This window comes from Pseudomonas sp. TE4620, from assembly GCF_056279045.1.
This window is the reverse complement of the sequence record NZ_JBWBQO010000001.1, coordinates 3,850,317-3,874,929: the sequence shown is the minus strand read 5'-3', so window position 1 is coordinate 3,874,929 and position 24,613 is coordinate 3,850,317. Positions and strand designations below refer to the sequence as shown.

Below are 24,613 nucleotides of genomic sequence, written 5' to 3'. Positions count from 1 at the left end.
CTTCAGGCCGCCGCCACCTCTTGCGGCTCGAAGCTGTCCGCCCGCGCCATCTGCCACATCCGCGAATAGAACTCGCCGTTGACCTCGCCGTTGAGCAATTCACCCGGCTTGAGGAACACATGCATCTGCGAGAACAGCTTGATCTCGGTGGCCGAGATGCGCCGCACCAGGTGCTTGGCTTGCAGTTGCGAGGGGTGATCGAGGCCGGCGGCGGCGAGCATTTCAGCCAGGGCCTTGAGGGTGTTGTGGTGAAAGTTGTGCACCCGCTGGGCCTTGTCGGGCACTACCAGGGCGCGCTGGCGCAGCGGGTCCTGGGTGGCAACGCCAGTCGGGCACTTGTTGGTGTGGCAGCTTTGCGACTGGATGCAGCCGATGGCAAACATGAAGCCGCGCGCCGAGTTGGCCCAGTCGGCGCCGATGGCCAGTACGCTGGCGATGTCGAAGGCGCTGACGATCTTGCCGCTGGCGCCGAGCTTGATCTTGTCGCGCAGGTTCAGGCCCACCAGGGTGTTGTGGACGAACAGCAGGCCTTCGCGCAGTGGCACGCCGATATGGTCGGTAAACTCCACTGGCGCCGCGCCGGTGCCGCCTTCCTTGCCGTCGACGACGATGAAGTCAGGCAGGATGCCGGTTTCCAGCATGGCCTTGGCGATGCCCATGAACTCCCAGGGGTGGCCGAGGCAGAACTTGAAGCCCACCGGTTTGCCACCTGACAGTTCACGCAATTGGGCGATGAACTGCATCATCTCGATCGGGGTAGAGAACGCACTGTGGCGTGACGGCGAGATGCAGTCTTCACCCATCATTACCCCGCGGGTTTCGGCGATTTCGCGGGTGACCTTGTGCTTGGGCAGGATGCCGCCGTGGCCGGGTTTGGCGCCCTGGCTCATCTTGATTTCGATCATCCGCACTTGCGGGTTGCGCGCCTGCTCGGCAAAGCGCTCGGGGTCAAAGCGCCCGTCCGAGGTGCGGCAGCCAAAGTAGCCGCTGCCCAGTTCCCAGGTCAGGTCGCCACCGTGCTCGCGGTGGTAGGGGCTGATGCTGCCTTCACCGGTGTCGTGGGCGAAGTTGCCCAGCTTGGCCCCCTGGTTCAGGGCACGGATGGCGTTGGCGCTGAGTGAGCCGAAGCTCATCGCCGAGATATTGAACACCGACGCCGAGTACGGCTGCGTGCACTGCGGGCCGCCGACGATTACCCGAAAGCTCGACGGGTCGCTGAGCGGCGCCGGGCGCATGGAGTGGCCGATGAACTCGAAACCGGACTGGTACACGTCGATCAGGGTGCCGAAAGGCTTGTCCGAAGCTTCGTTCTTGGCCCGCGCATACACCAGCGAGCGCTGCGCCCGGGAAAACGGCAGGGCATCGCTGTCGGCTTCAAGCAAGTACTGGCGGATTTCCGGGCGAATGCCTTCGACCAGGTAGCGGATATTGCCCAGAATCGGGTAGTTGCGGCGCACCGCGTGACGGCTTTGCAGCAGGTCGCCAAGGCCGATCAGGCTGAGCACGGCGGTCACCAGGGTGAACGGCCACAGCCATTCGTGGTGGAGGAAGGGCAGGCTGACCAGGGTGAACAACACACAGGCAGCGAAGAAGGCGTAGCGGCTGAGAAGTGACAGGCTCATACGGTTTCCTTGCGATGGCACGGTCAGGCTCAGGGCCTGGACAAACCCCGACCTTAGCCCGGTTGGGGTTTCCAGCGCCAGCCCGCAGCGCGCAAGGGCTGCAAGCTTCATCTTGGAATCGAAAATCATTTGTATTTGCGAGTAATTGATATGTTATATTGTATCAGTTCGTATTCGTTCATTTTCCCAAGAGGCTTGGCCATGAAACCCGGCATTCACCCCGACTATCGCCCCGTGCTGTTCCACGACACTGCCGCCGATGTGTACTTCCTGATCGGCTCGACCGTCGACACTGACCGCAGCCACACCCATAGCGACGGCAAAACCTACCCCTACGTGGCCCTGGATGTTTCCAGCGCTTCGCATCCGATCTATACCGGCCAGCAACGCAAGACCACGGTCGAAGGTCGGGTGGCCGGTTTCAACAAGCGCTTTGCCGGGTTCGCCGCGCCGCAGGTCAAGTGACCAGAGCAGCATCGCGGATCAGGCGCTCGCGCCATTCGCCATGCGCCGCCAGTTCATCTTCTGCATTGAACTGGAGCTTGCCGGCAATCAGCGTCGCCACCGGCACACCATCGCGATAAAGCAGGCGATTGCCGCTGACTGCAGGCACCTTGCTGCCCGGCAGCAGGGTGCCGACCAGGTTCAGCGGGTCGCTGGCGCTGATCGCCACCAGGCTGCCATCGAGCGGGCGCCGGCGCACTTCGCGCAGCAGTGCCACGGCCTCGGGCAGGGCGAACTGCTCGCCGGCCAGGCCGCTGATAAAGCGCCCGCCACGGATTTCGCCGCGGGCTTCCAGGCGGTGGTAGCAGCGCAGCAGCTCGCGCCAGCTGGGCAGCCAGTCGGCCTCGCGATCCAGCAAGCGCCAGCACATCACGCCATAGCGGCGCAGCAAGGTGCGGGCGATGTGTTCAAGGTCCTCGTCACGCTTGGCAGTGGGTTTGCGCAACAGCGCCCAGCGCCCGGCGTCTTCCATACCGCCGAACAATGGCCCGCGACCGCGGCGATGGCTACGGCCCTGGCGTTTGCTCGCCGGGGTAATCAGTGCACGCAGGCCGGCAAAGCTGTCGGCGCTGATCAAACCGGCGGCCACCAGCTCTTGCAAGGCGTTTTCCAGTTCGCTGGGCAGCAGGTGGGCGTCGTGCACCAGCTCATCGAAGAACAATGCGCCGTGTTCGCTCAACACCGTGTGTACGCGTTGGGCACGCAGGCCCAGTTCGCTGCTGTCCAGCGCCGGGCTCAGGGCCCGCCACAAGCCCAGGCGGGGGCGTGGCAACAGCACCAGCGGCGTGCTGCGCAGGGTGCTCGCCGCGGCGCTCGGGGCCAGGCGCGCCCAGGCATATTTGCCGGCGCGGCAGGCTTCGTCGAGCCAGCGCGGGCTGTAGTCCTTGAGCCGGGTGGGCAGCAGGTCGCTTTCCCAGGCCGCCGCCGCTGCGGGGTAACCTTCGAACTGATCGAGCACGGCGCTCAGCGCGGCCTGGCCTTGCAGGCGCGAGCCGGGTGTCAGGTGCTGCCAGTCGAACAGAAAGCGGGTGAAGTCCTGCAGGCTGACCGGTTCGATTTCCCGGCGCAGGCGCTTGATGGTGTAGCGATGAATCCGCGCCAGCAGGTGCCGTTCGCACCATTGCAGCGCTTGCTGGCCCGGTTGCTGGTTCGGTTGCTGATTTGGTTGAAAGTAGTACCCGCGCATCACGTAGCCTTCGCCTTCCAGGCGGGCCAGGGCCTGCTCGATGGCGCTGACCGGCAGTTGCAGCGGCGCGGCAATCTGCTCGGTCGTCAGCGGGCCGAAGCCGCTCAGGCGTGCGCGCAGCAGCTCGACCAATGCGGCTTCGGCGTCCATGGCCTGATCAAAGCCGGGCAGGGCGCTGACGTCGGGTGTCAGGGGCGCGTTTGGGTACAGGGCGCGCAGCAGCATCAGGCGTTCGCGGGCCAGCCACAATGCTTGGCCACCGCTCAGTTGCAGGCGGCAGGCGCGGCCTTCATTGCCCAGCGCCGCCAGCCACTCTTGCCAGCCGTCATTGGCCTCGGCTTCGGCCTGGCTGATGCAGGCCAGGCTCATCAGAGCCTCATGCATTTCATCGCTGCGGGTGGGCGTCGGCCACGCCTCGCTTTGTACGGCGGCGATGGCCTGCGGGTCGAGCGCGCCGAGGTCATCGCTGCTTTGCGCCTCGTTCCAGCGGCGATTGAGTACGGCCTGGGTGCGTCGTTCTTCTAGCGGCGCATCATCCAGGAAGGTATAGGGCCGGGCGTTGAGAATGGCCGAGGCCAGCGGCGAAGGCGCGGGCAGGTCACGGGCAATCAGCGTGATCTGGCCGTGTTCGATACGCCGCAGCAGCGCCAGCCAGCCTTCGCTGTCCATGGCTTCGTGCAGGCAGTCGTCGAGGGTCTGCTCGACCAGTGGGTGATCGGGAATCTGCCGCTCGCCGGCGAGGTTTTCCAGGCAGGCAATCTGGTCGGGGAACACTGCGGCTATCAGGTCTTCGCTTTTCATCCGCTGGATTTGCGGCGCCACCTTGCGCCCGCCGACAAAGCGCGGCAGGGCCAGCGCGGTGCCGGCATTCCAGCGCCAGCGCACGCCGAACAGCGGCGCATCGAGCAGGGCCTGGATCAGCACCGCCTCGGCGCTGTTGCTGTGCAGGTAACGCCAGACTTCTTCGAGGGCAAAGCTGTGGCTGGCCGACAGCGACAGGACAATCGCATCTTCGCTGGCCGCCGCCTGCAGCTCGAAGTTGAAGGTACGGCAGAAGCGCTTGCGCAGGGCCAGGCCCCAGGCGCGATTGATGCGGCTGCCGAACGGTGAGTGGATGATCAGCTGGGTGCCGCCGGACTCGTCGAAAAAACGCTCCATCACCAGGGTCTGCTGCGAGGGCAGGGCGCCGAGCACCTGGCGAGTATGGGCCAGGTATTCAAGCAATTGCTCGGCGCTGTCCAGGCCCAGGCTCAGCTCGGTCGTCAGCCAGTCGAGCAGCGGTTGCAACTGGCCGTCGGCAGCGCCCAGGCGCTGGTCGATCTCGCCTTGCAAGCGTGCCACGCCTGCCGACAACTCGTCACTGCGCCCCGGCGCTTCACCGAGCCAGAACGGGATGCTCGGCGGCAGGCCCTTGGCGTCCTCGACCCGCACCCGGCCGCTTTCCACGCGCAGGATGCGGTAAGAGGCGTTGCCCAGCTGGAAGATATCGCCAGCGATGCTTTCCACCGCGAAGTCTTCGTTGACCGTGCCGATGTTCAAGCTCTGCGGTTCGAGCACCACGCTGTAGTCGGCGTTATCGGGGATGGTGCCGCCGCTGGTCAGCGCCGTCAGTTGCGCGCCACGGCGCCCGCGCAGGGTACCGTTGACCGCATCGCGGTGCAGATAGGCGCTGCGGATACCCTGGCGACCATTGAAGCCTTCGCCGAGCATGCGCAGCAGCGCCTGGTAGTGGCCTTGATCCAGCTCGGCGTAGGGCATGGCCCGGCGCAGGCAGTCGAACAACGCCTGTTCATGCCATTCCTGGCTGCTGACTTCGGCGACGATCTGTTGCGCCAATACGTCCAGCGGTGCCTGCGGCACCTGCAGGCGATCGAGCTCGCCGCGCCGTACGCAATCGAGCAACGCTGCGCATTCGATCAGGTCATCGCGCGACAGCGGGAACAGCCGGCCCTTGGGCGTGCCTTCGACCTGGTGCCCGGAGCGCCCGACTCTTTGCAAAAACGCGGCAATCGAGCCGGGCGAGCCGATCTGGCAGACCAGCTCGACCTCACCGATATCGATGCCCAGCTCCAGCGAGGCGGTGGCTACCAGGACCTGCAGCTCACCACGCTTGAGCCGTTGCTCGGCGTCCAGGCGGTACTCCTTGGCCATGCTGCCGTGGTGCGCGGCCACGGCGTCGCGGCCCAGGCGTTCACTCAAATGGCGGGTCAGGCGCTCGGCCAGGCGCCGGGTGTTGACGAACACCAGGGTGGTGCGGTGCTCGCGGGCCAAGGCCGCCAGGCGATCGTAGACCAGGCCCCAGACATCTGTGGCCATCACCGCGCCAAGCGGCACCGGCGGCACTTCCAGGCCCAGGTCGCGGGGGCGGGCATGGCCGATATCGACAATCGCGCACTCGCGCCCCTGGCCCACCAGAAACTGCGCCACGCGCTCGACCGGGCGTTGCGTGGCCGACAGGCCGATGCGTCGCAGCGGCCGCCCGCACAGCGCTTCAAGGCGTTCCAGGCTCAGGGCCAGATGGCTGCCGCGCTTGTTGCCGGCCAGGGCGTGGATTTCGTCGACGATCACCGTGTGCACGCTGGCCAGGCCCTGGCGCCCGGAGGCCGAGCCGAGCAACACATACAGCGATTCGGGGGTGGTCACCAGAATATGCGGCGCCTGGCGGCGCATGGCTGTGCGTTCTTTTTGCGGGGTATCGCCGCTGCGCACCGCCGTGCGGATTTCCAGCGGCGCCAGGCCTTGCTCGGCCAGTACCGCGTTGATCCCGGCCAGCGGCGCCTGCAGGTTGATCTGGATATCGTTGGACAGCGCCTTGAGTGGCGAGACGTAGACCACCTGGGTCTGGTCCGGCAACTGGCCGGCGGCCAGGCCCTGCACGAACAGCTCGTCGAGGATGGCCAGGAAGGCAGTGAGGGTTTTGCCCGAGCCGGTAGGCGCTGCCACCAACAACGATTGCCCGCTGCCGATCAACGGCCAGGCCCGGGCCTGGGCGGCGGTGACCGTCGGGAACTGGCGCTCGAACCAGGTGCGGACCGCGCGGTGGAAGGCGTCCAGTTCCGGGTGCTTGCAGGCGGGTAGGTTCATGGCCTGTTTATGCGGCCAATGGCGCGGGCTTGCAAGGGGCGTTCGTCAGACCGGCCCAGGATTGAAAGGCACCTGCCAACATGTGATCCTTGCGCGCTTTCCTGTTCACGAGCGTCCCATGAGCAAAACCATCCGCATCGCCGCCGCCCTCCTGCTTGACCCGCAAGGCCGTACCCTGCTGGTGCGCAAGCGCGGTACCCAGGCGTTCATGCAGCCGGGCGGCAAGATCGAGGCCGACGAGCAGCCGGTCAGCGCCCTGGCCCGCGAGCTGTTCGAAGAGCTGGGCCTGGCGATCGAGGCGCAGGACGCCGAGTACCTGGGGCAGTTCAGTGCCCCGGCCGCCAACGAGCCGGGTTTTGTCGTCCAGGCCGAGATTTTCAAGGTGCACACCGCCATGCCGGTCGAGCCTGCCGCGGAAATCGAAGAGGTGGTCTGGGTCTCGGCGCGCAAGCAACTGACCCTTGAGCTGGCGCCGTTGACCCGGGACTTGATTCTGCCGCTGTACCGGCAGTTAACTACAGCACCTGCCTGATCTCACTTGCAAAGGAATGCCGATGATCCCCACCCATGAATGGCTGCTGTTTATCGGCGCCGCGCTGCTGATGGTGCTCACCCCCGGGCCGAACATGATCTACCTGATTTCCCGTTCGATCTGCCAGGGCCGCATGGCTGGGGTGACGTCGCTGCTGGGGGTGGTCGGCGGCTTTCTGGTGCACATGACGGCCGCAGCCATTGGCCTGACTGCTTTGTTCATGGCCGTGCCGCTGGCCTACGACCTGCTCAAGTGGGCCGGTGCCGGCTACCTGCTGTGGCTGGCCTGGCAGGCGGTCAAGCCGGGTGCCCGTTCGCCGTTCGAGCCTCGCGAGCTGGCGCCGGACTCACCGCGCAAACTGGTGTTGATGGGTTTTCTGACCAGCGTGCTCAACCCCAAGGTGGCGGTGTTCTACCTCTCGGTGCTGCCACAGTTCGTCTCGCCGGAAAACGGCTCGGTGCTGCTCCAGAGCCTGGCCCTGGGCCTGACCCAGATCGCCGTAAGCTTTTCGGTCAACCTGCTGATCGCATTGTTCGCCGCCGGCATCGCCGGTTGGTTTGTACGCTACCCGCTGTGGCTGATGCTGCAGCGCTACGTGATGGGTTTCGTCCTGGCCGGCCTGGCGTTGCGCCTGGTGCAGGAGCAACGCCGGGCCGTGTAAGGCTCAGCGTACCGCGCTGACGCCATCGAGGGTCGAGAACGAGGTGTCCTTGGCGGTCAGCAGAAAATCGCGCATGTACGGCGCATCGAGCATGTCGCTGCGCACCGCCGCGTAGAGCGTGGCGAACAGGCCTTTCTCGCCCAGGCGCTTGGCCTTCACGTAGCCGCGCGAACTGTACTCGTGCAAGGCCCAGTGCGGCATGCCGCAGACCCCGCGGCCGCTGGCCACCAGTTGCATCATCATCACCGTCAATTCGGCCGTGCGCACCTGCGCGGGCTCGACGTCGGCCGGCTCCAGGAAGCGGGTGAAGATGTCCAGGCGGTCACGCTCTACCGGGTAGGTGATCAGGGTCTCCGTGGCCAGGTCTTCCGGCACCATGTACGGCTTGTGCGCCAACGGGTGCTGGTTGGCCACGGCAAGCATGGCTTCGTAGGTAAACAGCGGCACGTAGGTGATGCCGCTGAGCTCCAGCGGGTCGGAGGTCACCACCAGGTCGAGGTCGCCGCGGGCCAGCGCCGGCAGCGGGGCGAAGGCAAAGCCCGAGGCCAGGTCCAGTTCGACCTCCGGCCAGGCATCGCGGAACTGGTCGATGGTCGGCATCAGCCACTGGAAGCAACTATGGCATTCGATGGCCATGTGCAGGCGCCCGGCAGTGCCGCCGGCCAGGCGGGCGATGTCACGCTCGGCGCCGCGCAACAATGGCAGGGTGGCATCGGCCAGCTGCAGCAGGCGCAGGCCGGCGCTGGTAAAACGCAGCGGCTTGGTCTTGCGCATGAACAGCGGCATGCCCAGGCGCTCCTCGAGCTCCTTGAACTGATGGGACAGTGCCGACTGGGTCAGGTGCAGGCGTTCAGCGGCCTCGACCAGGCTGTCGGCTTCGCGCAAGGCGTGCAGGGTTTTCAGGTGGCGAATTTCCAGCACCGAGGGGCTCCATGAGTAAACTTTGAGATGAACACGAATTTATTGAGTTTGTCTCATGTTGGTCTGGCTGTCGACAATAGCGTCATCTTTTACAGGGAGGACGTTTTCTCATGGCACTGGCCCACAACCTTGGTTTCCCGCGCATCGGCGCTGACCGCGAACTGAAAAAAGCACAAGAAGCCTACTGGAAAGGCGATCTCGATCAGGCCGGCCTTGAAGCCGTTGGCCGCGAACTGCGTGCCCGTCACTGGCAGGTGCAGAAAGACGCCGGGATCGAGCTGCTGCCGGTTGGCGACTTTGCCTGGTACGACCAGGTGCTGACTCACTCGCTGACCTTCGGTGCAATTCCCGAGCGCTTCGCCCAGGTTACCGGTGATAACGGCCTGCCGACCCTCGATACCCTGTTCGCCATGGCCCGTGGCGCCAGCACCTGCTGCGGTGCCAGCCACGGCCAGACGCAATATGCGCAAGAGCTGACCAAGTGGTTCGACACCAACTACCACTACCTGGTCCCGGAATTCAGTGCTGACCAGCGCTTTTTGCTCAGTTGGGAGCAACTGTTCGAAGAAGTCGCCGAAGCCCAGGCCCTCGGCCACGCGGTGAAACCGGTGCTGATCGGCCCGCTGACCTACCTGTGGCTGGGCAAGGCCAAGGGCGGCGAGTTCGACAAGCTCGACCTGCTTGAGCGCCTGCTGCCAGTGTATGGTGAAATCCTCAGCCGCCTGTCGCGCCAGGGTGTGGAGTGGGTGCAGATCGACGAGCCGATCCTTGGCCTGGACCTGCCGCAGGAATGGAAGAACGCCTTCGAACGTGCCTACCACATCCTCCAGTACTCGCCCCTGAAGAAACTGGTCGCCACCTACTTCAGTGGCCTGGAAGACAACCTCGGCCTGGCCGTCGGCCTGCCGGTGGATGGCCTGCACATCGACCTGGTGCGCGCCCCGGAACAACTGCCGGCCGTGCTCGATCGCCTGCCAACCTACAAGGTACTGTCGCTGGGTGTGGTCAACGGCCGCAACGTCTGGCGCTGCGACCTGGACAAGGCCCTGGAGCAGCTGCAACAGGCCCAGCAGCGCTTCGGTGCCAACCTCTGGGTCGCCGGTTCCTGCTCGTTGCTGCACAGTCCCGTGGACCTGTCCCGTGAAGACAAGCTCGATGCCGAGCTGAAAAGCTGGCTGGCCTTCGCCGTGCAAAAGTGTGAAGAGATCGCCGTGCTGGCCAAGGCCCTGGATACCCCGCACTTGCCAGCAGTACAAAACGCCCTGAGCCACAGCCGCGCGGTACAGAAAAGCCGTGCCGAGTCGCCACGCATTCACAAGCCGCAGGTCCAGGCGCGCCTGGCCGCCGTCACCGCTGCCGATAGCCGGCGTCAGTCGGCCTTCGCCCAGCGTATCGAAGCCCAGCGTCAGCGCCTGCAATTGCCGGCGTTCCCGACCACCACCATCGGTTCTTTCCCGCAGACCTCGGCGATCCGCCTGGCGCGTCAGGCCTTTAAGCAGGGCAAGCTCTCGGCCAACGATTACACCGATGCCATGCACAGCGAGATTCGCCATGCCGTGCAGGTCCAGGAGCGCCTGGGCCTGGACGTGCTGGTGCACGGTGAAGCCGAGCGCAATGACATGGTCGAGTACTTTGCCGAGCAACTGGACGGCTATGCCTTCACCCGCTTTGGCTGGGTGCAGAGCTACGGTTCGCGTTGCGTAAAGCCTGCGATCATCTACGGCGACCTCAGCCGTCCGCAGGCCATGACCGTGGCCTGGATCGAATACGCCCAGCGCCTGACCAGCAAGGTCATGAAGGGCATGCTGACGGGCCCGGTGACCATGCTGATGTGGTCGTTCCCGCGCGAAGACGTGTCGCGCAAGGTCCAGGCCGAGCAACTGGCGCTGGCCATTCGTGACGAAGTGCAGGACCTGGAAGCCGCCGGCATCAAGATCGTGCAGATCGACGAAGCCGCGTTCCGTGAAGGTCTGCCGCTGCGCCGGGCGCAATGGCAGCAATACCTGGGTTGGGCGGTGGAAGCCTTCCGCCTGTGCTCAAGCGGCGTGCGCGATGAAACCCAGATCCACACCCACATGTGCTACAGCGAGTTCAACGATGTGATCGAAGCGATCGCGGCCATGGACGCCGACGTCATCACCATCGAGACTTCACGTTCGGACATGGAGTTGTTGGAGGCCTTCGAAGCTTTCGACTACCCCAACGACATCGGCCCGGGCGTCTACGACATCCACTCACCGCGGGTGCCGGACACGGCCGAGATGGTCAAGTTGATGAGCAAGGCGGTCAAGCGCATCCCGGCTGAACGCCTGTGGGTCAATCCGGACTGCGGCCTGAAGACCCGTGCCTGGCCGGAGACTGAAGCGGCACTTATCAACATGGTCGCGGCGGCGCGGCAATTGCGCAGCGAACTGGCGTAGAGCGCGAACCGGGCATCCTGTTCAAGGATGCCCGGTGTGGTTTCAGAAGAGGTTGGCGAAGACACGTTCGGCCAATGGCCGGCCCAGGTCACCTCGCCAGATTTGCACTTCTTCGATCTGGCTGCTTTGCCATTCTGTGCCCAGTTTGCGCTGGGCCGGTATTTTCAAATGGGCTTTGTCGAACTCGGCAAAGCGCGGCTTCTGCTTGTTGTAATGGAAGTGCGCATACCAGAGGGTACGTCGCGGTTGTTGGGTGCGATCATAGATGACGTACTCCTGCAGAAAGTCCGGACGTCCATCGGGGCGTTTTCTTAGTTCCACAAGGCCGCCAACCTTTTCGATCTCCACCACACCCCGTTGATTCTCTAAGTACTCAAGGTGGCCGCCGTTAGGCTGTTTGGTTTGCAGAATTTGCTGGACGCGCAGTTGACGTCCATCGTTCACCAGCTGTCTTGCGGCTTCGCGCAGTTCGTTGATCAAGTCGTCGGTGGGGCTTAGGCGTTCGATTGTGTTGGCGGCAGCATTCAGGTCGTCGGCCCGTTTGAGCATCAAGTCCTCAAGGCTGGCGGGTTCCAGATTTTGAGTGGCATAACCATCTACTTTGTTGCGAAACGCAGAGGATCCGTCGAGAAACTTGCGTGCCTCGGAACGGCTTTGTGAAAGCGACGGTTGACTGGCTGAACCTGCGGACGTGTCGGGGTTTTGCAGGATGAACTTACCGTCGGCGCCTTGAATGTAGATTTCGTCACGGCCATTGATACCCGTGAGCGTGTAGGTGTTGCGCTGTTGTGTGGGAGTACCAATAAGGTAAAGGTCGTCAGTGGTCTGAAACACCCGAGCGCTTGTGGGCTGGTTTTTCGGCACGGTTGGAAGATTTTCGGTGGGTGTATTCAAGTAGCGGCTGTAGTAATTGATGCTGTCGTCGAGGCGACTCTCTAGTACCTTTACAACAGCGGCGTCGAAGTACTCATCATCGCTGATGCTCCAGTAGCGCAGATTGTTCTTGAAGGCTTGAAGTTCATCGACCCCTTGTTTGAGTATTGCACTGCGTTGCGCTCTGCTATGGCTGACCGAAGCAAGCTGGCTCAGGGCATAGAGCATCCGGTCAAGGCGATTGCGCGGTGCTGACAATTTTATCTGAAGATTGGCCCAGCCTAGGTCGAAACCGCTTAGCGGTTTACTGATCAACTCTTTGAGCTGGTCGATTCGCAGGCCGTTGAGCACCACGGGTGTGAGGGTATCGGTCACGCGATCGATGTCGCTGATAAAGTCCCTTCGGTCAATGCCCTGGGTGATTTTGAGTTTCCAGATCCTCATGTTGTCGAGATGGCGTGCCATCAGTTCAAGCGCTTCAAGAATGTTGCGGCGAAGGGGCAGAGCCTGATTTCTCTTCTGCGCCATTTGACGGGCAAGGGTGTAAAAAGCCTCTCCTGCGGTTCCGTCCGCCGCCAGGGTTTGCGGGATTCTCTGGACCAGTCTGTTGACCTCCAGGCCGATGTTCGCTATTTCGGTATTAATAGACTCGATGCGTGTGATGGCGTTGTTCAATCTGAGGTGGTAACGGCTGGTCAGCATTTTCGCTGTGACGCTCATTTGATCTTTTGTTGCCTGGGCATTGGAGCGGGTTGCCAGTGCCAGGAAGTCTTCGTAGGTTGTGTACAGCGCAATTGCGTCCTTGATGTCCTTTTCGAGCTCTTGTTCTGTGACAGCGAGCCCTTGGCGGTGTTTGTCATTGACTCTGCGTGTTTGCAGTTGAAAGGCTTCACCGTCTGACCTTAACTTGTTTAAAAGCCTTTGGTATTGGCGCTGACGTACATCCGTCCATGATATCGGTAGCCGCTCGCGAATCGCCGCCGGCCAGTACGGTGCCAATACATCCGCCAGATGCCCCAGTACCTGGCCGCCGCCTGCACCGCCGCCGCGCAGGTGCACGCCATACAGCGCGAAATGGGTGTCCCACTGGCCGTTTTCATTCAGCGCGATATTTTTCCGCCAGGTCTTGAACTGTGTGCCACGCAGACGCCAGGTGTGTTCCGTCTCCAGCCATTGCACCTGGCAGGGGCGGTCGCCCACCAGGATGAAGTCGCCTTTGGCGTGCTGGTAGATGCCTTTGTACTTGCCGTGGCGCCCCGGCTCGATCCCGGCCAGCGACAACGGCGTCTGGTATTCGTAACCTTCAAAGCGCGACAGGCGTTGGGCGCTGCCGGGCGCAAAGCCCGCCGCCGGGCCTGCTTGCAACAGTTGCAACTGACGCTGGCGGGTCAGCTGACGGGCGCTCAGGGCCTTGAGGGGCAGGCCGGGCGCGAGGTCGATGGCAGCATCGACGAAAGCCAGCAGCACTTGTTGCAGCGCCTCCAGCGCCTTGTACACCTCATCCTGGCGCAATGCGCTGACCAGTCGGGCACTGGCTTCAAAGAAGTCGTAGACGGCGACGACGGTCCCGATTACCGGAATGAAGCCCAGCGCCATCTTGATGTAGTTAAAGATCATGCCGCTCTGGTAGGCGAAGTTTTCCAGCCACAGGTCGCGGTTCGAGCGCGAGGTGGCGCGATGGGCTTCGAGAATGCGGCCACCCTGGGCGTCGAGTAGGTGCTGGGCCAGTGAGGTGGTCGAGGGCCATGTCGTGCCCAGGCCAATAATGCCGTCGAAGCGATGTTTGATGGCCTGGCGCATCCGCGATCGGTGTGCGTCCGGGTTGCCCAGCAAGGCGCGCCCGGCCAGGTAGTCGATTTCGCCGCTCTGCTTGCTCAGGTCATACAGCCCGGAACGGGCCGCTTCCAGGCTGCTGTACTGGCGTACCAGGCGGGTGGGATGCTCGGGTCGGTAGAGTACGGTGATGCCGCTGTTCTGATCGCTGATGAAGGTGACCCCGGACAGCGTAGTGCCGTAGCTGTCGGTGTCTTCGCCGCCTGCGGTCAGCCGGGCAGAAATCAGTTCAATATCATGGCCGTCGGCTTGGTAGGCCGCTTTGCTGTCGGCGTCGATGGCGATATTGAAGATCGTCTGGCCCCTGTCGTCCAGCTCGCCCTTGGCCCTGGCCTGGGCGCTATGCATGATGAGCATCTGGCGGAAAGGTTCACCCAGGCATTGACGCCGATAGGCCCGGGAAAAAGCGCCTTCGTGAGTGCCCCGATACGCCTCGGTGATCTTGTTTTCGTATTGCTGGGCCAGGTCAAGGTCGGTGGCCAAGCCGCTCAGGTAGGTTTTGTCGATGCTGTCCTTGAGCTGTTGAACAAGCGCCTGATTCGATGTGTTGAGCTTCAGCTTGAGAAAACTCAGACGCTCTTTCATGGCCTCGTCGATGTTGTCCAGCAACAAGGCATCCAGCGTCAGGTCGACCCATTTGTTGCTGGCCTTGAGCGTCGGCTTGGTGGCAATGCCCTGGGGGCTGGTGCTGTCAACCACAATGGGCACCCACGAGGTGCTCTCTGGCAGGTAGAGGGTGATGGGGCTGTCGTCGTAGCCAGGGAAGTCCTGCTTCAGGCGTTGGCTGATGAGCTGGCGGCAGAACAGTTCGCGGTGGGGCAGGTCGCGGGCGACCAGGGCCTGGGCCCGGTGCATGGCCGCGATGAAGCCGAGGGTGCCGGCCTTGAGCATCGCGCGATCGCTGGCCGACAACTTGTCCAGCCAGTTCAGGGGAGCGCCCGTCAACGTGGCACTGGTTTCCTGTTCCTGGATCAGGTTGAACGCGTACTCGCGCGCGGCGTGGCGGGGGACCTGCAGGCGCCGGGCCAGTGCTTCTTTCACCGCCGCGGGCGCCTCCTCGGTGGTCAGCGCAGTCTTGGCCTGGCTTAAATGGTGGGCCAGAACCACGGCCAGGACATCGCCGGTCACCGGGCTCAGGCTCAGTGACTGCTCGCTCTGATCGTTGATGGCGAAGCAGCGGGTCAGTTCCGCTTGGTTGGCGCAGCGTAGCAGCCCGCCGGCTTCACCCGGCCAGTACAGCAGCAGGCTCTGCGGGTTGTCACCGTCCTGCAGGGTCACGACCAGGCAATCATTGAGGGTGGTGCTGGTAGAGATTTGGACGCCATTGTCCATCGACGTTGTGTTGAGCACTGGATGCGCCGCGACAATACTGGAGCCCAGGCGCGGGAAGGTGTCGGGTTGATCGAGAAGGCTTTCGAGCCACCTCAATTCTTCGTTATCGATTTGCCCCAGCAGGTTCTGAAAGCGCGCGTGGGCGCGCAAGCCGTGGTAATGCGCCTGGAGCAGCGCAGCATTGGCGGCGGGGGATTGCTCCTGGTGCCAGGTGTCGGCCTTCAGTTGCTGCTCAATGGCCTGTTCCGCTTGTTGGCAGGCATCGCCAAGAGTTTGCTGATGATCCTTGAGCGCTTGCAGATCGGTTTCGGCAATGCTGGCCATCAGTGCCCGCTGGGTGTTGATCTGTTGCAGGCGGATGGAATAAGGGATGTCGAGGTTCAAGCTGCCAAAGTCGTAGAGCGAACGCTGCGAGGCGTCTTCGCTGTCGGTTGATTCAAGGGCAGGCGGCAGGCTGAAGATGCTTGAACTGCGCTGCTGAGTATCGACCCAGTGGACCATCGACAGCGCAAGTTCGCCAAACTGGCGAATATCTTCGCCGGGCTTGAAGTCCAGCGCGCTCAAACGCTCATTGAGCAGGCTGTTGAACAGCGGGCTGAAACCGCCTGAAAGGCTGCCGTGGCTTTCATAGCTGACGCTGGAGACCGTGGCGCCAATGGCCGCCTCCAGGTCCGCCTGGGACGCGTGGGTACTGAAGCCGCTGTCGGGGCGATACAGCATCAGCTGTGGTTCGTCTTCGATTTTGAACAGCAGCGCTCCTGGCATTGCCTGTCCGTCTATCGCGACGGTCTGGATCTCGATACCTTGCTGGCTTTGCCATTCAGGGTTGTCGAGCACCTCTTGGACCGCGCGCTGCTGTTGCCTATCGAATTTGCCGGTTGCCAGCGCCACATCCCAACTGGCCTTGAAAATATCCAGGTACTGGTACTGGTGCTGGGCATGGGTACGGCGGCTGACGACGGTATCGGCGGCCCGCGCTTGCCAGTAGCGATCCCACTGGCGTCGGACCGCTGCGGGAAGGTCCAGTTGCGCAAGCCTGGCGAGCAGTTGTGTGGGTGTCAGGCGCAAGGTCGGATGATCGGGGCCCTGAGCGGTCACCTGGGCGTGCTGGTCAAGATCAGCGGGCGGCTGGGGATACTGGCGCGTGTGTAGCGCCAGGGCGACCAGGCTGACATCGCTGTCGTGTGCATCGGAGATACGGAATCGCAGGGCAGTGCTCAGTGGATCGACACCCAGCTGTTCGCGTACTACGTCCTGTAGTGTCTGGTAAACGCCGGGTGCTTGTGCAAGCAAGGTGGTGAAAGTATCGCGGTGGTCTTTCCAGCGTTTGCTGGCATCTGCCAGCAACGCAGTGTCGTGGTTTATGACTGAAATGAAATCCACAGGAGAGTGAGGGGCGGGGACTTCTGGCAAATCGCTCATGGCGGTATCCCAAACGTGAAGTTATGGCCGGAAATGGCGTTCACATTGGGCGCGAGGCGTTGCCGCTAGATGCGGTACATAGGTACTGCGGATAACCGTCGGGCGACATTCATCAAACTGTCACGCAACTGTGGCAGCGCGCTTGAACGAATTTCATCAGACTCGCGCTCTACTGGGGATTTGCATTCTGGTGTTTCGCTCATGCGGGCTTTGGTTTTTTTTCTGGCGCTGATGTGCGCCATTCCTTCTTTTGCAGCGTCGCGTTGCGACGTCAACGTGCCCACTGAACGGGTCGAGCTGGCGCAGGTCAGCCTGGCTTACCAGAGCATCGGGCGTGATTCGGACCCGGTCTTGCTGCTGGTCATGGGCCTGGGCGGGCAACTGATCCACTGGCCCGATGAAGTGGTGGTGGCCCTGTGTCAGCAGGGCTTTCGGGTGATCCGCTACGATAACCGCGATGTCGGCCTGTCCAGCTGGAACCAGGCGCCAGACGACGCCAACCTGACCTTCGAAGTACTGCGCTACAAGCTGGGTTTGCCGGTGGCCGCGCCTTACACCCTGAGCGACATGGCCGAAGACGGCCTGGGGTTGATGGATGCCCTGCAGGTCGAGCGCTTTCATGTCCTGGGCGTGAGCATGGGCGGCATGATCGCCCAGCATCTGGCGGCGCTGGCACCGCAGCGGGTCGAGAGCCTGACCCTGATCATGTCCAGTTCCGGTGCCCAGGGCCTGCCGGCACCAAGCCCGGCGCTGGTGCAGTTGCTGGCCAGGCGCGGTGCGCCGAATCGCGAGGTGGCGCTTGAACAGCAGGCCGACTTGCTGGCCGCCTTAGGCAGCCCCGAGGTCAAGGATGATCGTCAGGCGCTGCTTGAGCAGGCAGCGATAGCCTACGACCGCGCCTTCAACCCCGAAGGGGTCAAGCGCCAGATCATGGCGATCCTCGCCGAACAGAGCCGGGTTGAGCTGCTCAACAACCTGCGCCTGCCGACCCTGGTGGTGCATGGCACCGCCGACCCGCTGCTGCCGGTGATGCATGGCGTACACCTGGCCGCGCACATCAAGGGCAGCCAGCTACGCCTGATTCCAGGGTTGGCGCATCGCTTTCAGGAGCAGTTCAAAGGGCCGTTGCTGGGTGCGGTGTTGCCGTATCTGAACACGCAGCGCCTGGCCGATACCCATGTGGCGGTGTATTGAGACTGCTGCTGCCCTGAACAGGTCAATGCAACCTGACCCAGACACTCACCAGCACCGTCGCCGCCACCAGCCAGGCCAGGGTCGCCAGGGCCAGCGAAGTTTCCAGGCGCAGGCGCTCGACCAGCAGGTACAGCGTCGCCAGGTAAACGAAGTAGGGGATGATCGACCACGCACTGAACAGGATGGTGGTCTTCAGGTCCTCCAGTGAACGCCCCTTGCCGACGATGTAGTGGGCGATCAGGGCGAAGGTCGGGAACAACGGCACCAGGCCGGCTATGTAGTAGTTGCGGGTCTTGGCCAGGGCGGCAAGGATCACCACCACGGCCGCACCCAGGCAGGCTTTGAGGATCAGGTCCACGTTTTGTTCCGTTTCTGCGGCCGGTCAGCCCAGGCCATACTTTTTCACTTTGTCGAACAGCGTGGTCTTGGCCATGCCCAGCTCCTGGCTGGCCTGGCTGAGGTTGCCGCCGGTACGTTGCAGGGCATCGCCGAGCAGGTTGCGCTCGAAGGCCTCGACCGCTTCGGCAAAACCCAGGCCCTGGTTGGCGCTGGTACCGGCCTTTTTGAATGCCGGCAAACCCAGGGCATAGCGCTCGGCGACGTTGCGCAGTTCGCGCACGTTGCCTGGCCAGTCGTGGGCCATCAGCCGCGACAGGGTCTGGCTGTCCAGTTGCGGGACTTCCCGGTCGAAGCGCAATGACGACTGCTGCAGGAAGTGTTCGAACAACTGCAGGATGTCTTCGCGGCGTTCGCGCAGCGGCGGCAGTTCCAGGGTCACCACGTTCAGGCGGTAATACAGGTCGCTGCGAAACTGCCCGCTCTGGCCCAGGGCGTCGAGGTCGGACTTGGTCGCGGCGATCACCCGGCAATCGACGGCGATGCTCTGGTTCGAGCCCAGGCGTTCCAGGGTGCGCTCCTGCAGCACGCGCAGCAGCTTGATCTGCAGGTTCAGCGGCATGCTTTCGACTTCGTCGAGGAACAGCGTGCCACCGTTGGCGTGCTCGATCTTGCCGATCCGGCGCTTGCCGGCGCCGGTAAAGGCGTTGGCTTCGTGGCCGAAAATCTCGCTTTCGAACAGGTTCTCCGGCAGGCCGCCGCAGTTCAGGGCCACGAACGGCGCGCCCTGTCGGCGGCTGAAATCATGCAGGCAACGGGCGACCAGTTCCTTGCCGGTGCCGGTCTCGCCCTCGATCAACACGTTGGCCGAGGTATCGGCGACGTTGGCGATCAGTTCACGCAGGTTCTGCATGGCCGGCGAGCGGCCGATGATTCGCCCTTCAAGGGTACTCTGCCCAGCCAGTTGCCGGCGCAGGGCAAACACTTCGCGGGACAGCCCGCGCTGCTCCAGGGCACGGCGCACCACTTCGACCAGGCGCTCCGGGGCGAAGGGTTTTTCCATGAAGTCGTAGGCGCCGTTGCGCATGGCGCCGACCGCCATGTCGATATCGCCGTGACCGGTGATCAGCACCACCGGCAGGCTGCGGTCGCGGGCCTTGAGGCGGCTGAGCAGTTCCAGGCCATCGATGCCGGGCAGGCGGATGTCGCTGACAACGATGCCGGCAAAGTCATCGCCGATGCGCTGCAGGGCCTCTTCGGCGCTGCCAACGCCTTCGCAGGCAATGTCTTCCAGGGCCAGCGCCTGCTGGCAGCCGAGCAGCACATGCGGGTCGTCTTCGACGATCAGGACAGTTAGGGGCGCTTGGTTCATAGGGACTCGGCTGATTCTGTGGGGGCATTGACCAGCGGCAGGCCGAGCACGAACGCAGTACCGCCGCTGGCGGGGTGTTCGACGCTGAGGCTGCCCTTGGCGGCGGCGGCGAGGCTGGCAGACAGGGTCAGGCCCAGGCCCAGGCCGTGCTCTCCCGGTTTGGTGGTGAAAAACGGTTCGAACAGGTGCTTGCGTGCTTCGTCATCGATACCGTGACCGTTGTCGCGTACGCGCAGGCGGTACTTGTCGCCCTGCAGCTCGCCTTCCAGCCACAGCTGCGGCATCGGTTGCGCGGCCATGGCATCGAGGGCGTTGCCGATCAGGTTGACCAGAATCTGCTCCAGGCGGGTCTGGTCAATGGCCAGCTTCTGGTCTTCGTAGTTGCTGTGCAACTGCAGGTGACAGCCGGCGATGCGGTTGCCCAGCACTTGCAGGCTGGCCTCGACGGCCTTGCCCAGCGAGGCCTTGCCGCTGTCTTCGCCACGGCGGGCGAAGGAGCGCAGGCTGGCGGTGATGCGGCCCATGCGGTCAATCAGGTCGTTCATGGTGCGCAGGTTGGTGCTGACGGTTTCCAGCGCGCCGCGTTCGAGGAAGCGCACGCTGTTGCCCGACAAAGTGCGCAGGGCCGCCAGCGGCTGGTTCAGTTCGTGGGCGATGCTGGTCGACATCTGGCCGATGGCGGCCAGCTTGCCGGCCTGGACCAACTCGTCCTGGGCGTGGCGCAGGGTCTGCTCGGCATGCCGGCGTTCGCGGATCTGGCCCTTGAGGCGTTCATTGCTGGCGCGCAGGTCGGCGGTGCGTTCGGCGATCTTGCGCTCCAGCTGGCTGTTGGCTTCTTCCAGCGCTTCACGGGCGGCCAGGCGCGTGGCGATCACCTTGCGCCGTTCGTTCCAGGCAATCAGCAGGATCGCCAGCAGGGCAAAGGCGACGCCGACCAGGATGCCCTGGACCATGGATTCGCGGCGCAGATCCTGCAGCGGCGTGAGCAGGGTGAAGTGCCAGGGGGTGTCGCTCAGGCGCCGGGTTTGCGCCAGGTACGCCACTTCGCGGCGGCCATCGCCGAGTTCGGCATTGGCCGGGAAGCTCAGCTTCTCGACGCCGTCGGCGATTTTCTCCCGCGACAGCGGCTCCAGTTCATTCAGCGGCCACCAGTAGTACTGCAGGCTGCGCGCCAGGCGTTCCTTGATTTCCGGGGTCAGCGGGCGCACCGACTTGAGCCGCCGTGCCGGGTCGCTGGAAAGGATGATGATGCCGTTCTCGTCGCTGACGAACGCCTCCAGGCGAGCCCGTTGCCAGCGCTCTTCCATGGCCTCAAGGCGCACCTTGATCACCGCCACGCCGATGATCTTGCCGTGTTCTTCCAGGCCGTGGGCGAGGAAATAACCCGGCTCCCCGGTGGTGCTGCCGATGCCATAAAAGCGCCCCGGCTGGCCGCGCACGGCGTCCTGGAAATAGGCGCGGAACGACAGGTCTTCGCCGAGGAAGCTATCGACATCGCGCCAGTTGCTGGTGGCCTGGACCCGGCCGCTGGTGTCGAGGACGAAGATCGCCCGGCTGCGACTGCGGCGGTTCAGGCCTTCAAGGTATTCGTTGACCGCCTGGCGGTGTTCGCCATCGGCTTCGGTGAGCAGGCTGGAAACGCTGTTTTCAAGCTCCAGCAGGCTTGGCAGGTAGGTGTACTTGCTGATCTCGCTCTCGACCGCGCGCGCGTGCAGCTCGAGCTGTCGCTCGCCGTTTTCGCTCAAGGTGCGGATGCCGTTGTGTTCGCTGATCATGAAGCCGGCCACGCCGAGGCCGATCATCAGCAGGATGATCAGTGGCGGTAACAGCAGCTGGCGAATCAGACGGGGTTTCACGGCAAGGGCAGGCTTGGCAGGGCGAAAGAGCGTAGGGTCGCATTTCATCACAGTAGCCTTGGTACGGCCAGCACGCTCTGCCGGCGTACACCGGACAGAGCGTGATGATCACCTCAGTGTTGCAGGATCTTGCTGAGGAAGTGCTGGGTACGCTCGTCGCGCACGCTCTGGTCACCAAAGAACTCTTCCTTGGTGCAGTCTTCGATGATGTTGCCCTTGTCCATGAAGATCACCCGGTTGGCGACCTTGCGGGCAAAGCCCATTTCATGGGTCACGCACATCATGGTCATGCCTTCGTTGGCCAGCTGGACCATGACGTCGAGTACTTCGCTGACCATTTCCGGGTCCAGTGCCGAGGTCGGTTCGTCGAACAGCATGACGATCGGGTCCATGGCCAGGGCGCGGGCAATCGCCACGCGCTGTTGCTGACCACCGGAGAGCTGGCCCGGGTGCTTGTGGGCATGCGCCGAGAGGCCGACCCGCTCAAGCAGTTGCAGGCCCTTCTTGGTGGCTTCTTCCTTGCTGCGGCCGAGCACCTTGATCTGCGCGATGGTCAGGTTTTCGGTGATGGTCAGGTGCGGGAACAGCTCGAAGTGCTGGAACACCATGCCGACCCGCGAACGCAGCTTGGGCAGGTTGGTCTTGGGGTCGGCGATCGAGGTGCCGTCGACCACGATGTCACCCTTCTGGAAGGGTTCCAGGGCGTTGACGCACTTGATCAGGGTCGATTTGCCCGAGCCCGACGGACCGCAGACGACAACCACCTCGCCTTTCTTGACCTCGGTGTTGCAGTCGGTCAGAACCTGGAAGTCCCCGTACCACTTGTTGACGTTCTTGATGGAGATCATACGGTTATCCTTTTCTGCAGACGCTTGACCAGGAAGGAAGCGGAGAAGCTGATGACGAAGTACACGGCGCCGGCAAACACCAGGAACTCGTTGGAGCGCCCGATGATGTCGCCACTGGCCCGTGCCGAGTTGAGGAAGTCGACCAGGCCGACGGTATAGACCAGCGAGGTGTCCTGGAACAGGATGATGCTCTGCTGCAGCAGCAGCGGGGTCATCTTGCGAAACGCCTGGGGCAGGATGATCAAGCGCATGGTCTGGCCGTAGGTCATACCCAGGGCCTGGGCGGCGCCCATCTGGCCCTTGGCGATCGACTGCACGCCGGCGCGGACGATTTCACAGAAATACGCCGCCTCGAACATCATGAACGCCACGACGCAGGAGGTGAACGCCCCGATCGGGGTGTCTTCGCCAGTGATCCAGCGCAGCACGAACGGTACCGCCAGGTAGAACCAGGTGATCACCAGCAGCAGCGGGATGGAGCGAAAGTAGTTGACGTAGGCGCCGGCCACGTTCGACAGCAGCTTGTTCGACGACAGGCGCATCAGGGCCAGGATGGTGCCCAGCACGATACCGCCGACAACGCCCATGACCATCAGCTGCAGGGTCATGAGCATGCCGTTCCACAGGCCCGGCAGGGCAGGAATGATTCCACTGAAGTCCATTATTTACCCCCCACGGAGATCAGGCCGGGCACGGCGACTTTCTTCTCGACCAGGCGCATCAGCAACATCAGGCCCATGTTCAGGGTGAAGTAGATCAGGGTCGCCAGGGTGAAGGCTTCAAACAGGTTGGCCGAGAACTCGGCGGTCTGTTTGGTTTGCGCCAGCAGCTCCATCAGGCCGATCAGCGAGGCCACCGAGGAGTTCTTGAACACGTTCAGAAATTCCGAGGTCAGCGGCGGAATGATGATCCGGTAGGCTTGCGGCAGCAGCACGTTCCAGTACACCTGCGGCAGGCTGAAGCCCATGGCGCGGGCGGCGGCTTCCTGGCCGCGGGGCAGCGCCTGAATGCCGGTACGCACCTGCTCGCAAACACGGGCGGCAGTGAACAGGCCCAGGCAGACGATCACGCTGATCAACGCCGAGGTGGTCGGGTTGAGGTCCTGCTTGTACCACTCCTGCAGGTTCTCTGGCAGCAGGTCGGGCACCAGGAAGTACCAGATGAACAGCTGCACCAGCAGCGGTACGTTACGAAAGAGTTCCACGTAGGCGGTGGCAATGCCCGACACCAGACGGTTTGGCACGGTACGCATGACGCCGAGTATCGAACCCAGCAGCAAGGCAATGATCCAGGCGGCAATGGCAATGGCGATGGTCCAGCCCAGGCCGGTGATGTACCAGTCCAGATAGGTTTCGCTGCCCACGCCAGTGGACTTGAAGAATACGCCCCAGTCCCAGTTGTAATTCATCGGGATCTCCCCTCAGATCAGTTTTTCACGGGCACCTTCGAGCATCCGGGGGTGCGCGAGGCACCCTCGGATGAAAGGTTAGACACTAACTAGCTGGGGATCAGGACTTCTTTTCGTCTGCAGCTTTGTCGGTTGGTTCGGCGATCAGCTTCTTGAGTTCGTCGCTCATCGGGAACTGCAGGTTCAGGCCTTTAGGTGGCACTGGCTGGTTGAACCACTTGTCGTAGATCTTGTTGATCTCGCCCGACTTGTAGAGGGCGACGATGGCATCGTCGACGGCTTTCTTGAACGCAGGATCGTCCTTGCGGACCATGCAGCCGTAGATTTCATAGGACTGCGGGGTGCCGACAATTGCCCAGCCCTTCGGGTTCTTGGCCTTGGCCATTTCACCGGCGAGCAGTGCGTCGTCCATCATGAAAGCCACGGCACGGCCGGATTCAAGCATCTGGAACGACTCGCCATGATCTTTGGCCGAGATGACGTTCATCTTCATCTGCTTGTCGGCGTTCATGGCCTTGAGGATGCGCTCGGAAGTGGTACCGGCGGTGGTAACCACGTTCTTGCCGGCCAGGTCCGCGAAGTCTTTGTACTTGGCGTTTTCCGGCTTGCCGTCTTCTGCTTTGGTCAGCAGGCGGGTGCCCACCTCGAAGATACCGACCGAGAAGTCGACCTGCTGCTGGCGCTCGACGTTGTTGGTGGTCGAGCCGCACTCGACGTCAACGGTGCCGTTCTGGACCAGCGGGATACGGGTCTGGGAGGTGACGAGGTTGTATTTGACCTTCAGGTCCGGCTTGTTCAGGTCCTTTTTCAGGGCCTCGACGATTGCCAGCTGGATGTCATGGGAATAACCGACGGGTTTGCCCGAAGCGTCGGCGATGTAGGAGAACGGAATGGAAGCGTCGCGGTGCCCCAGGGTAATGGTGCCCGAGTCGTTGATCTTTTTCAGGGTGCCGGTCAGTTCGGCAGCGAAGGCTGGCGCGCTGATCAAAGCGGCCGCAACAGCGGCGCCCAACAGATGGGGAACGATACGCATCAAAATTTCCTCGACGTTGTTTTTTTTATGGAGCCGTTGGCCGGCTCTTTCGTTCAGCGAACACTGCAGTGAAGCGTTTTGCGCATTCGGGTACTGAGTGTAGAGCATGACTCGTGCCAAGCCCTGATTTCGATCATAACGCCATGAAAAATCGGGGGATTAATCTTTTTTGACGG

At 62.9% G+C, this 24,613-nt stretch carries 16 protein-coding genes; 5 read left to right on the top strand and 11 right to left on the bottom strand.

What is annotated here, in order from left to right; translation table 11 throughout:
- Positions 1–2 precede the first annotated feature (2 nt).
- The gene (locus tag ACZ9A3_RS17915) at positions 3–1,622 is read right to left on the bottom strand and encodes an FMN-binding glutamate synthase family protein (protein ID WP_093380093.1); all 1,620 of its coding nucleotides are present in this window, start codon (positions 1,620–1,622) and stop codon (positions 3–5) included.
- A 201-nt stretch (positions 1,623–1,823) separates the two neighbouring features.
- Between ACZ9A3_RS17915 and ACZ9A3_RS17910 the strand changes: the two genes are divergently transcribed.
- Complete coding sequence (locus ACZ9A3_RS17910; RefSeq protein ID WP_045197685.1) at positions 1,824–2,087, top strand: type B 50S ribosomal protein L31; 264 nt, start codon at positions 1,824–1,826, stop codon at positions 2,085–2,087.
- Here the strand turns inward: ACZ9A3_RS17910 and ACZ9A3_RS17905 are convergent.
- The gene (locus tag ACZ9A3_RS17905) at positions 2,080–6,396 is read right to left on the bottom strand and encodes a DEAD/DEAH box helicase (protein WP_476252964.1); all 4,317 of its coding nucleotides are present in this window, start codon (positions 6,394–6,396) and stop codon (positions 2,080–2,082) included. The two genes, ACZ9A3_RS17910 and ACZ9A3_RS17905, sit on opposite strands and share 8 nt — an antisense overlap.
- Before the next feature lie 118 nt (positions 6,397–6,514).
- Here ACZ9A3_RS17905 and ACZ9A3_RS17900 point away from each other — a divergent pair, with 118 nt between their 5' ends.
- Together ACZ9A3_RS17900 and ACZ9A3_RS17895 are read left to right on the top strand one after the other, a co-directional pair.
- Positions 6,515–6,928, top strand: a complete 414-nt coding sequence (locus ACZ9A3_RS17900; protein ID WP_045197688.1) for an NUDIX hydrolase — start codon at positions 6,515–6,517, stop codon at positions 6,926–6,928.
- A 22-nt stretch (positions 6,929–6,950) separates the two neighbouring features.
- On the top strand, positions 6,951–7,589 hold the full coding sequence (locus tag ACZ9A3_RS17895; protein ID WP_045197690.1) for a LysE family translocator: 639 nt from the start codon (positions 6,951–6,953) through the stop codon (positions 7,587–7,589).
- A gap of 3 nt (positions 7,590–7,592) precedes the next feature.
- On the opposite strand, the gene metR is transcribed toward ACZ9A3_RS17895, so the two are convergent.
- The gene (gene metR / locus ACZ9A3_RS17890; RefSeq protein ID WP_045197692.1) at positions 7,593–8,510 is read right to left on the bottom strand and encodes a transcriptional regulator MetR; all 918 of its coding nucleotides are present in this window, start codon (positions 8,508–8,510) and stop codon (positions 7,593–7,595) included.
- A 110-nt stretch (positions 8,511–8,620) separates the two neighbouring features.
- On the opposite strand from metR, the gene metE reads away from it, so the two are divergent.
- On the top strand, positions 8,621–10,930 hold the full coding sequence (metE, locus tag ACZ9A3_RS17885; protein ID WP_213603433.1) for a 5-methyltetrahydropteroyltriglutamate--homocysteine S-methyltransferase: 2,310 nt from the start codon (positions 8,621–8,623) through the stop codon (positions 10,928–10,930).
- A gap of 42 nt (positions 10,931–10,972) precedes the next feature.
- Here metE and ACZ9A3_RS17880 read toward each other — a convergent pair whose 3' ends face one another.
- Complete coding sequence (locus ACZ9A3_RS17880; protein WP_476252963.1) at positions 10,973–16,390, bottom strand: dermonecrotic toxin domain-containing protein; 5,418 nt, start codon at positions 16,388–16,390, stop codon at positions 10,973–10,975.
- A 201-nt stretch (positions 16,391–16,591) separates the two neighbouring features.
- Here ACZ9A3_RS17880 and ACZ9A3_RS17875 point away from each other — a divergent pair, with 201 nt between their 5' ends.
- Complete coding sequence (locus ACZ9A3_RS17875; protein ID WP_045197698.1) at positions 16,592–17,584, top strand: alpha/beta fold hydrolase; 993 nt, start codon at positions 16,592–16,594, stop codon at positions 17,582–17,584.
- A gap of 22 nt (positions 17,585–17,606) precedes the next feature.
- Here the strand turns inward: ACZ9A3_RS17875 and ACZ9A3_RS17870 are convergent, their stop codons facing one another.
- The 7 genes from ACZ9A3_RS17870 to ACZ9A3_RS17840 form a co-directional block, all read right to left on the bottom strand.
- Positions 17,607–17,933 carry a GlpM family protein gene (locus tag ACZ9A3_RS17870; protein WP_176794324.1) on the bottom strand — a complete coding sequence of 109 codons (327 nt, stop codon included), beginning with the start codon at positions 17,931–17,933 and terminating at the stop codon, positions 17,607–17,609.
- Positions 17,934–17,966: 33 nt separating this feature from the next.
- Positions 17,967–19,292: a two-component response regulator AauR gene (aauR, locus tag ACZ9A3_RS17865; protein WP_476252962.1), complete on the bottom strand. Its 1,326-nt coding sequence runs from the start codon at positions 19,290–19,292 to the stop codon at positions 17,967–17,969.
- Positions 19,289–21,196, bottom strand: a complete 1,908-nt coding sequence (gene aauS, locus ACZ9A3_RS17860) for a two-component sensor histidine kinase AauS (RefSeq protein ID WP_093380110.1) — start codon at positions 21,194–21,196, stop codon at positions 19,289–19,291. The genes aauR and aauS overlap by 4 nt, the downstream gene beginning before the upstream one ends.
- 65 nt (positions 21,197–21,261) lie before the next feature.
- Positions 21,262–21,996 (bottom strand): amino acid ABC transporter ATP-binding protein, encoded by a 735-nt coding sequence (locus ACZ9A3_RS17855; protein WP_045197706.1) that lies wholly within the window; start codon positions 21,994–21,996, stop codon positions 21,262–21,264.
- A complete protein-coding gene (locus tag ACZ9A3_RS17850; protein ID WP_176794325.1) occupies positions 21,993–22,661 on the bottom strand; it encodes an amino acid ABC transporter permease in 669 nt (222 codons plus the stop codon). The genes ACZ9A3_RS17855 and ACZ9A3_RS17850 overlap by 4 nt, the downstream gene beginning before the upstream one ends.
- On the bottom strand, positions 22,658–23,404 hold the full coding sequence (locus ACZ9A3_RS17845; protein WP_045197710.1) for an amino acid ABC transporter permease: 747 nt from the start codon (positions 23,402–23,404) through the stop codon (positions 22,658–22,660). Before ACZ9A3_RS17845 ends, ACZ9A3_RS17850 begins: the two co-directional genes overlap by 4 nt.
- Before the next feature lie 100 nt (positions 23,405–23,504).
- Entirely contained in the window at positions 23,505–24,437 is a 933-nt protein-coding gene (locus tag ACZ9A3_RS17840; RefSeq protein ID WP_093380116.1) for a glutamate/aspartate ABC transporter substrate-binding protein, read from the bottom strand.
- Between the last annotated feature and the right edge of the window lie 176 nt (positions 24,438–24,613).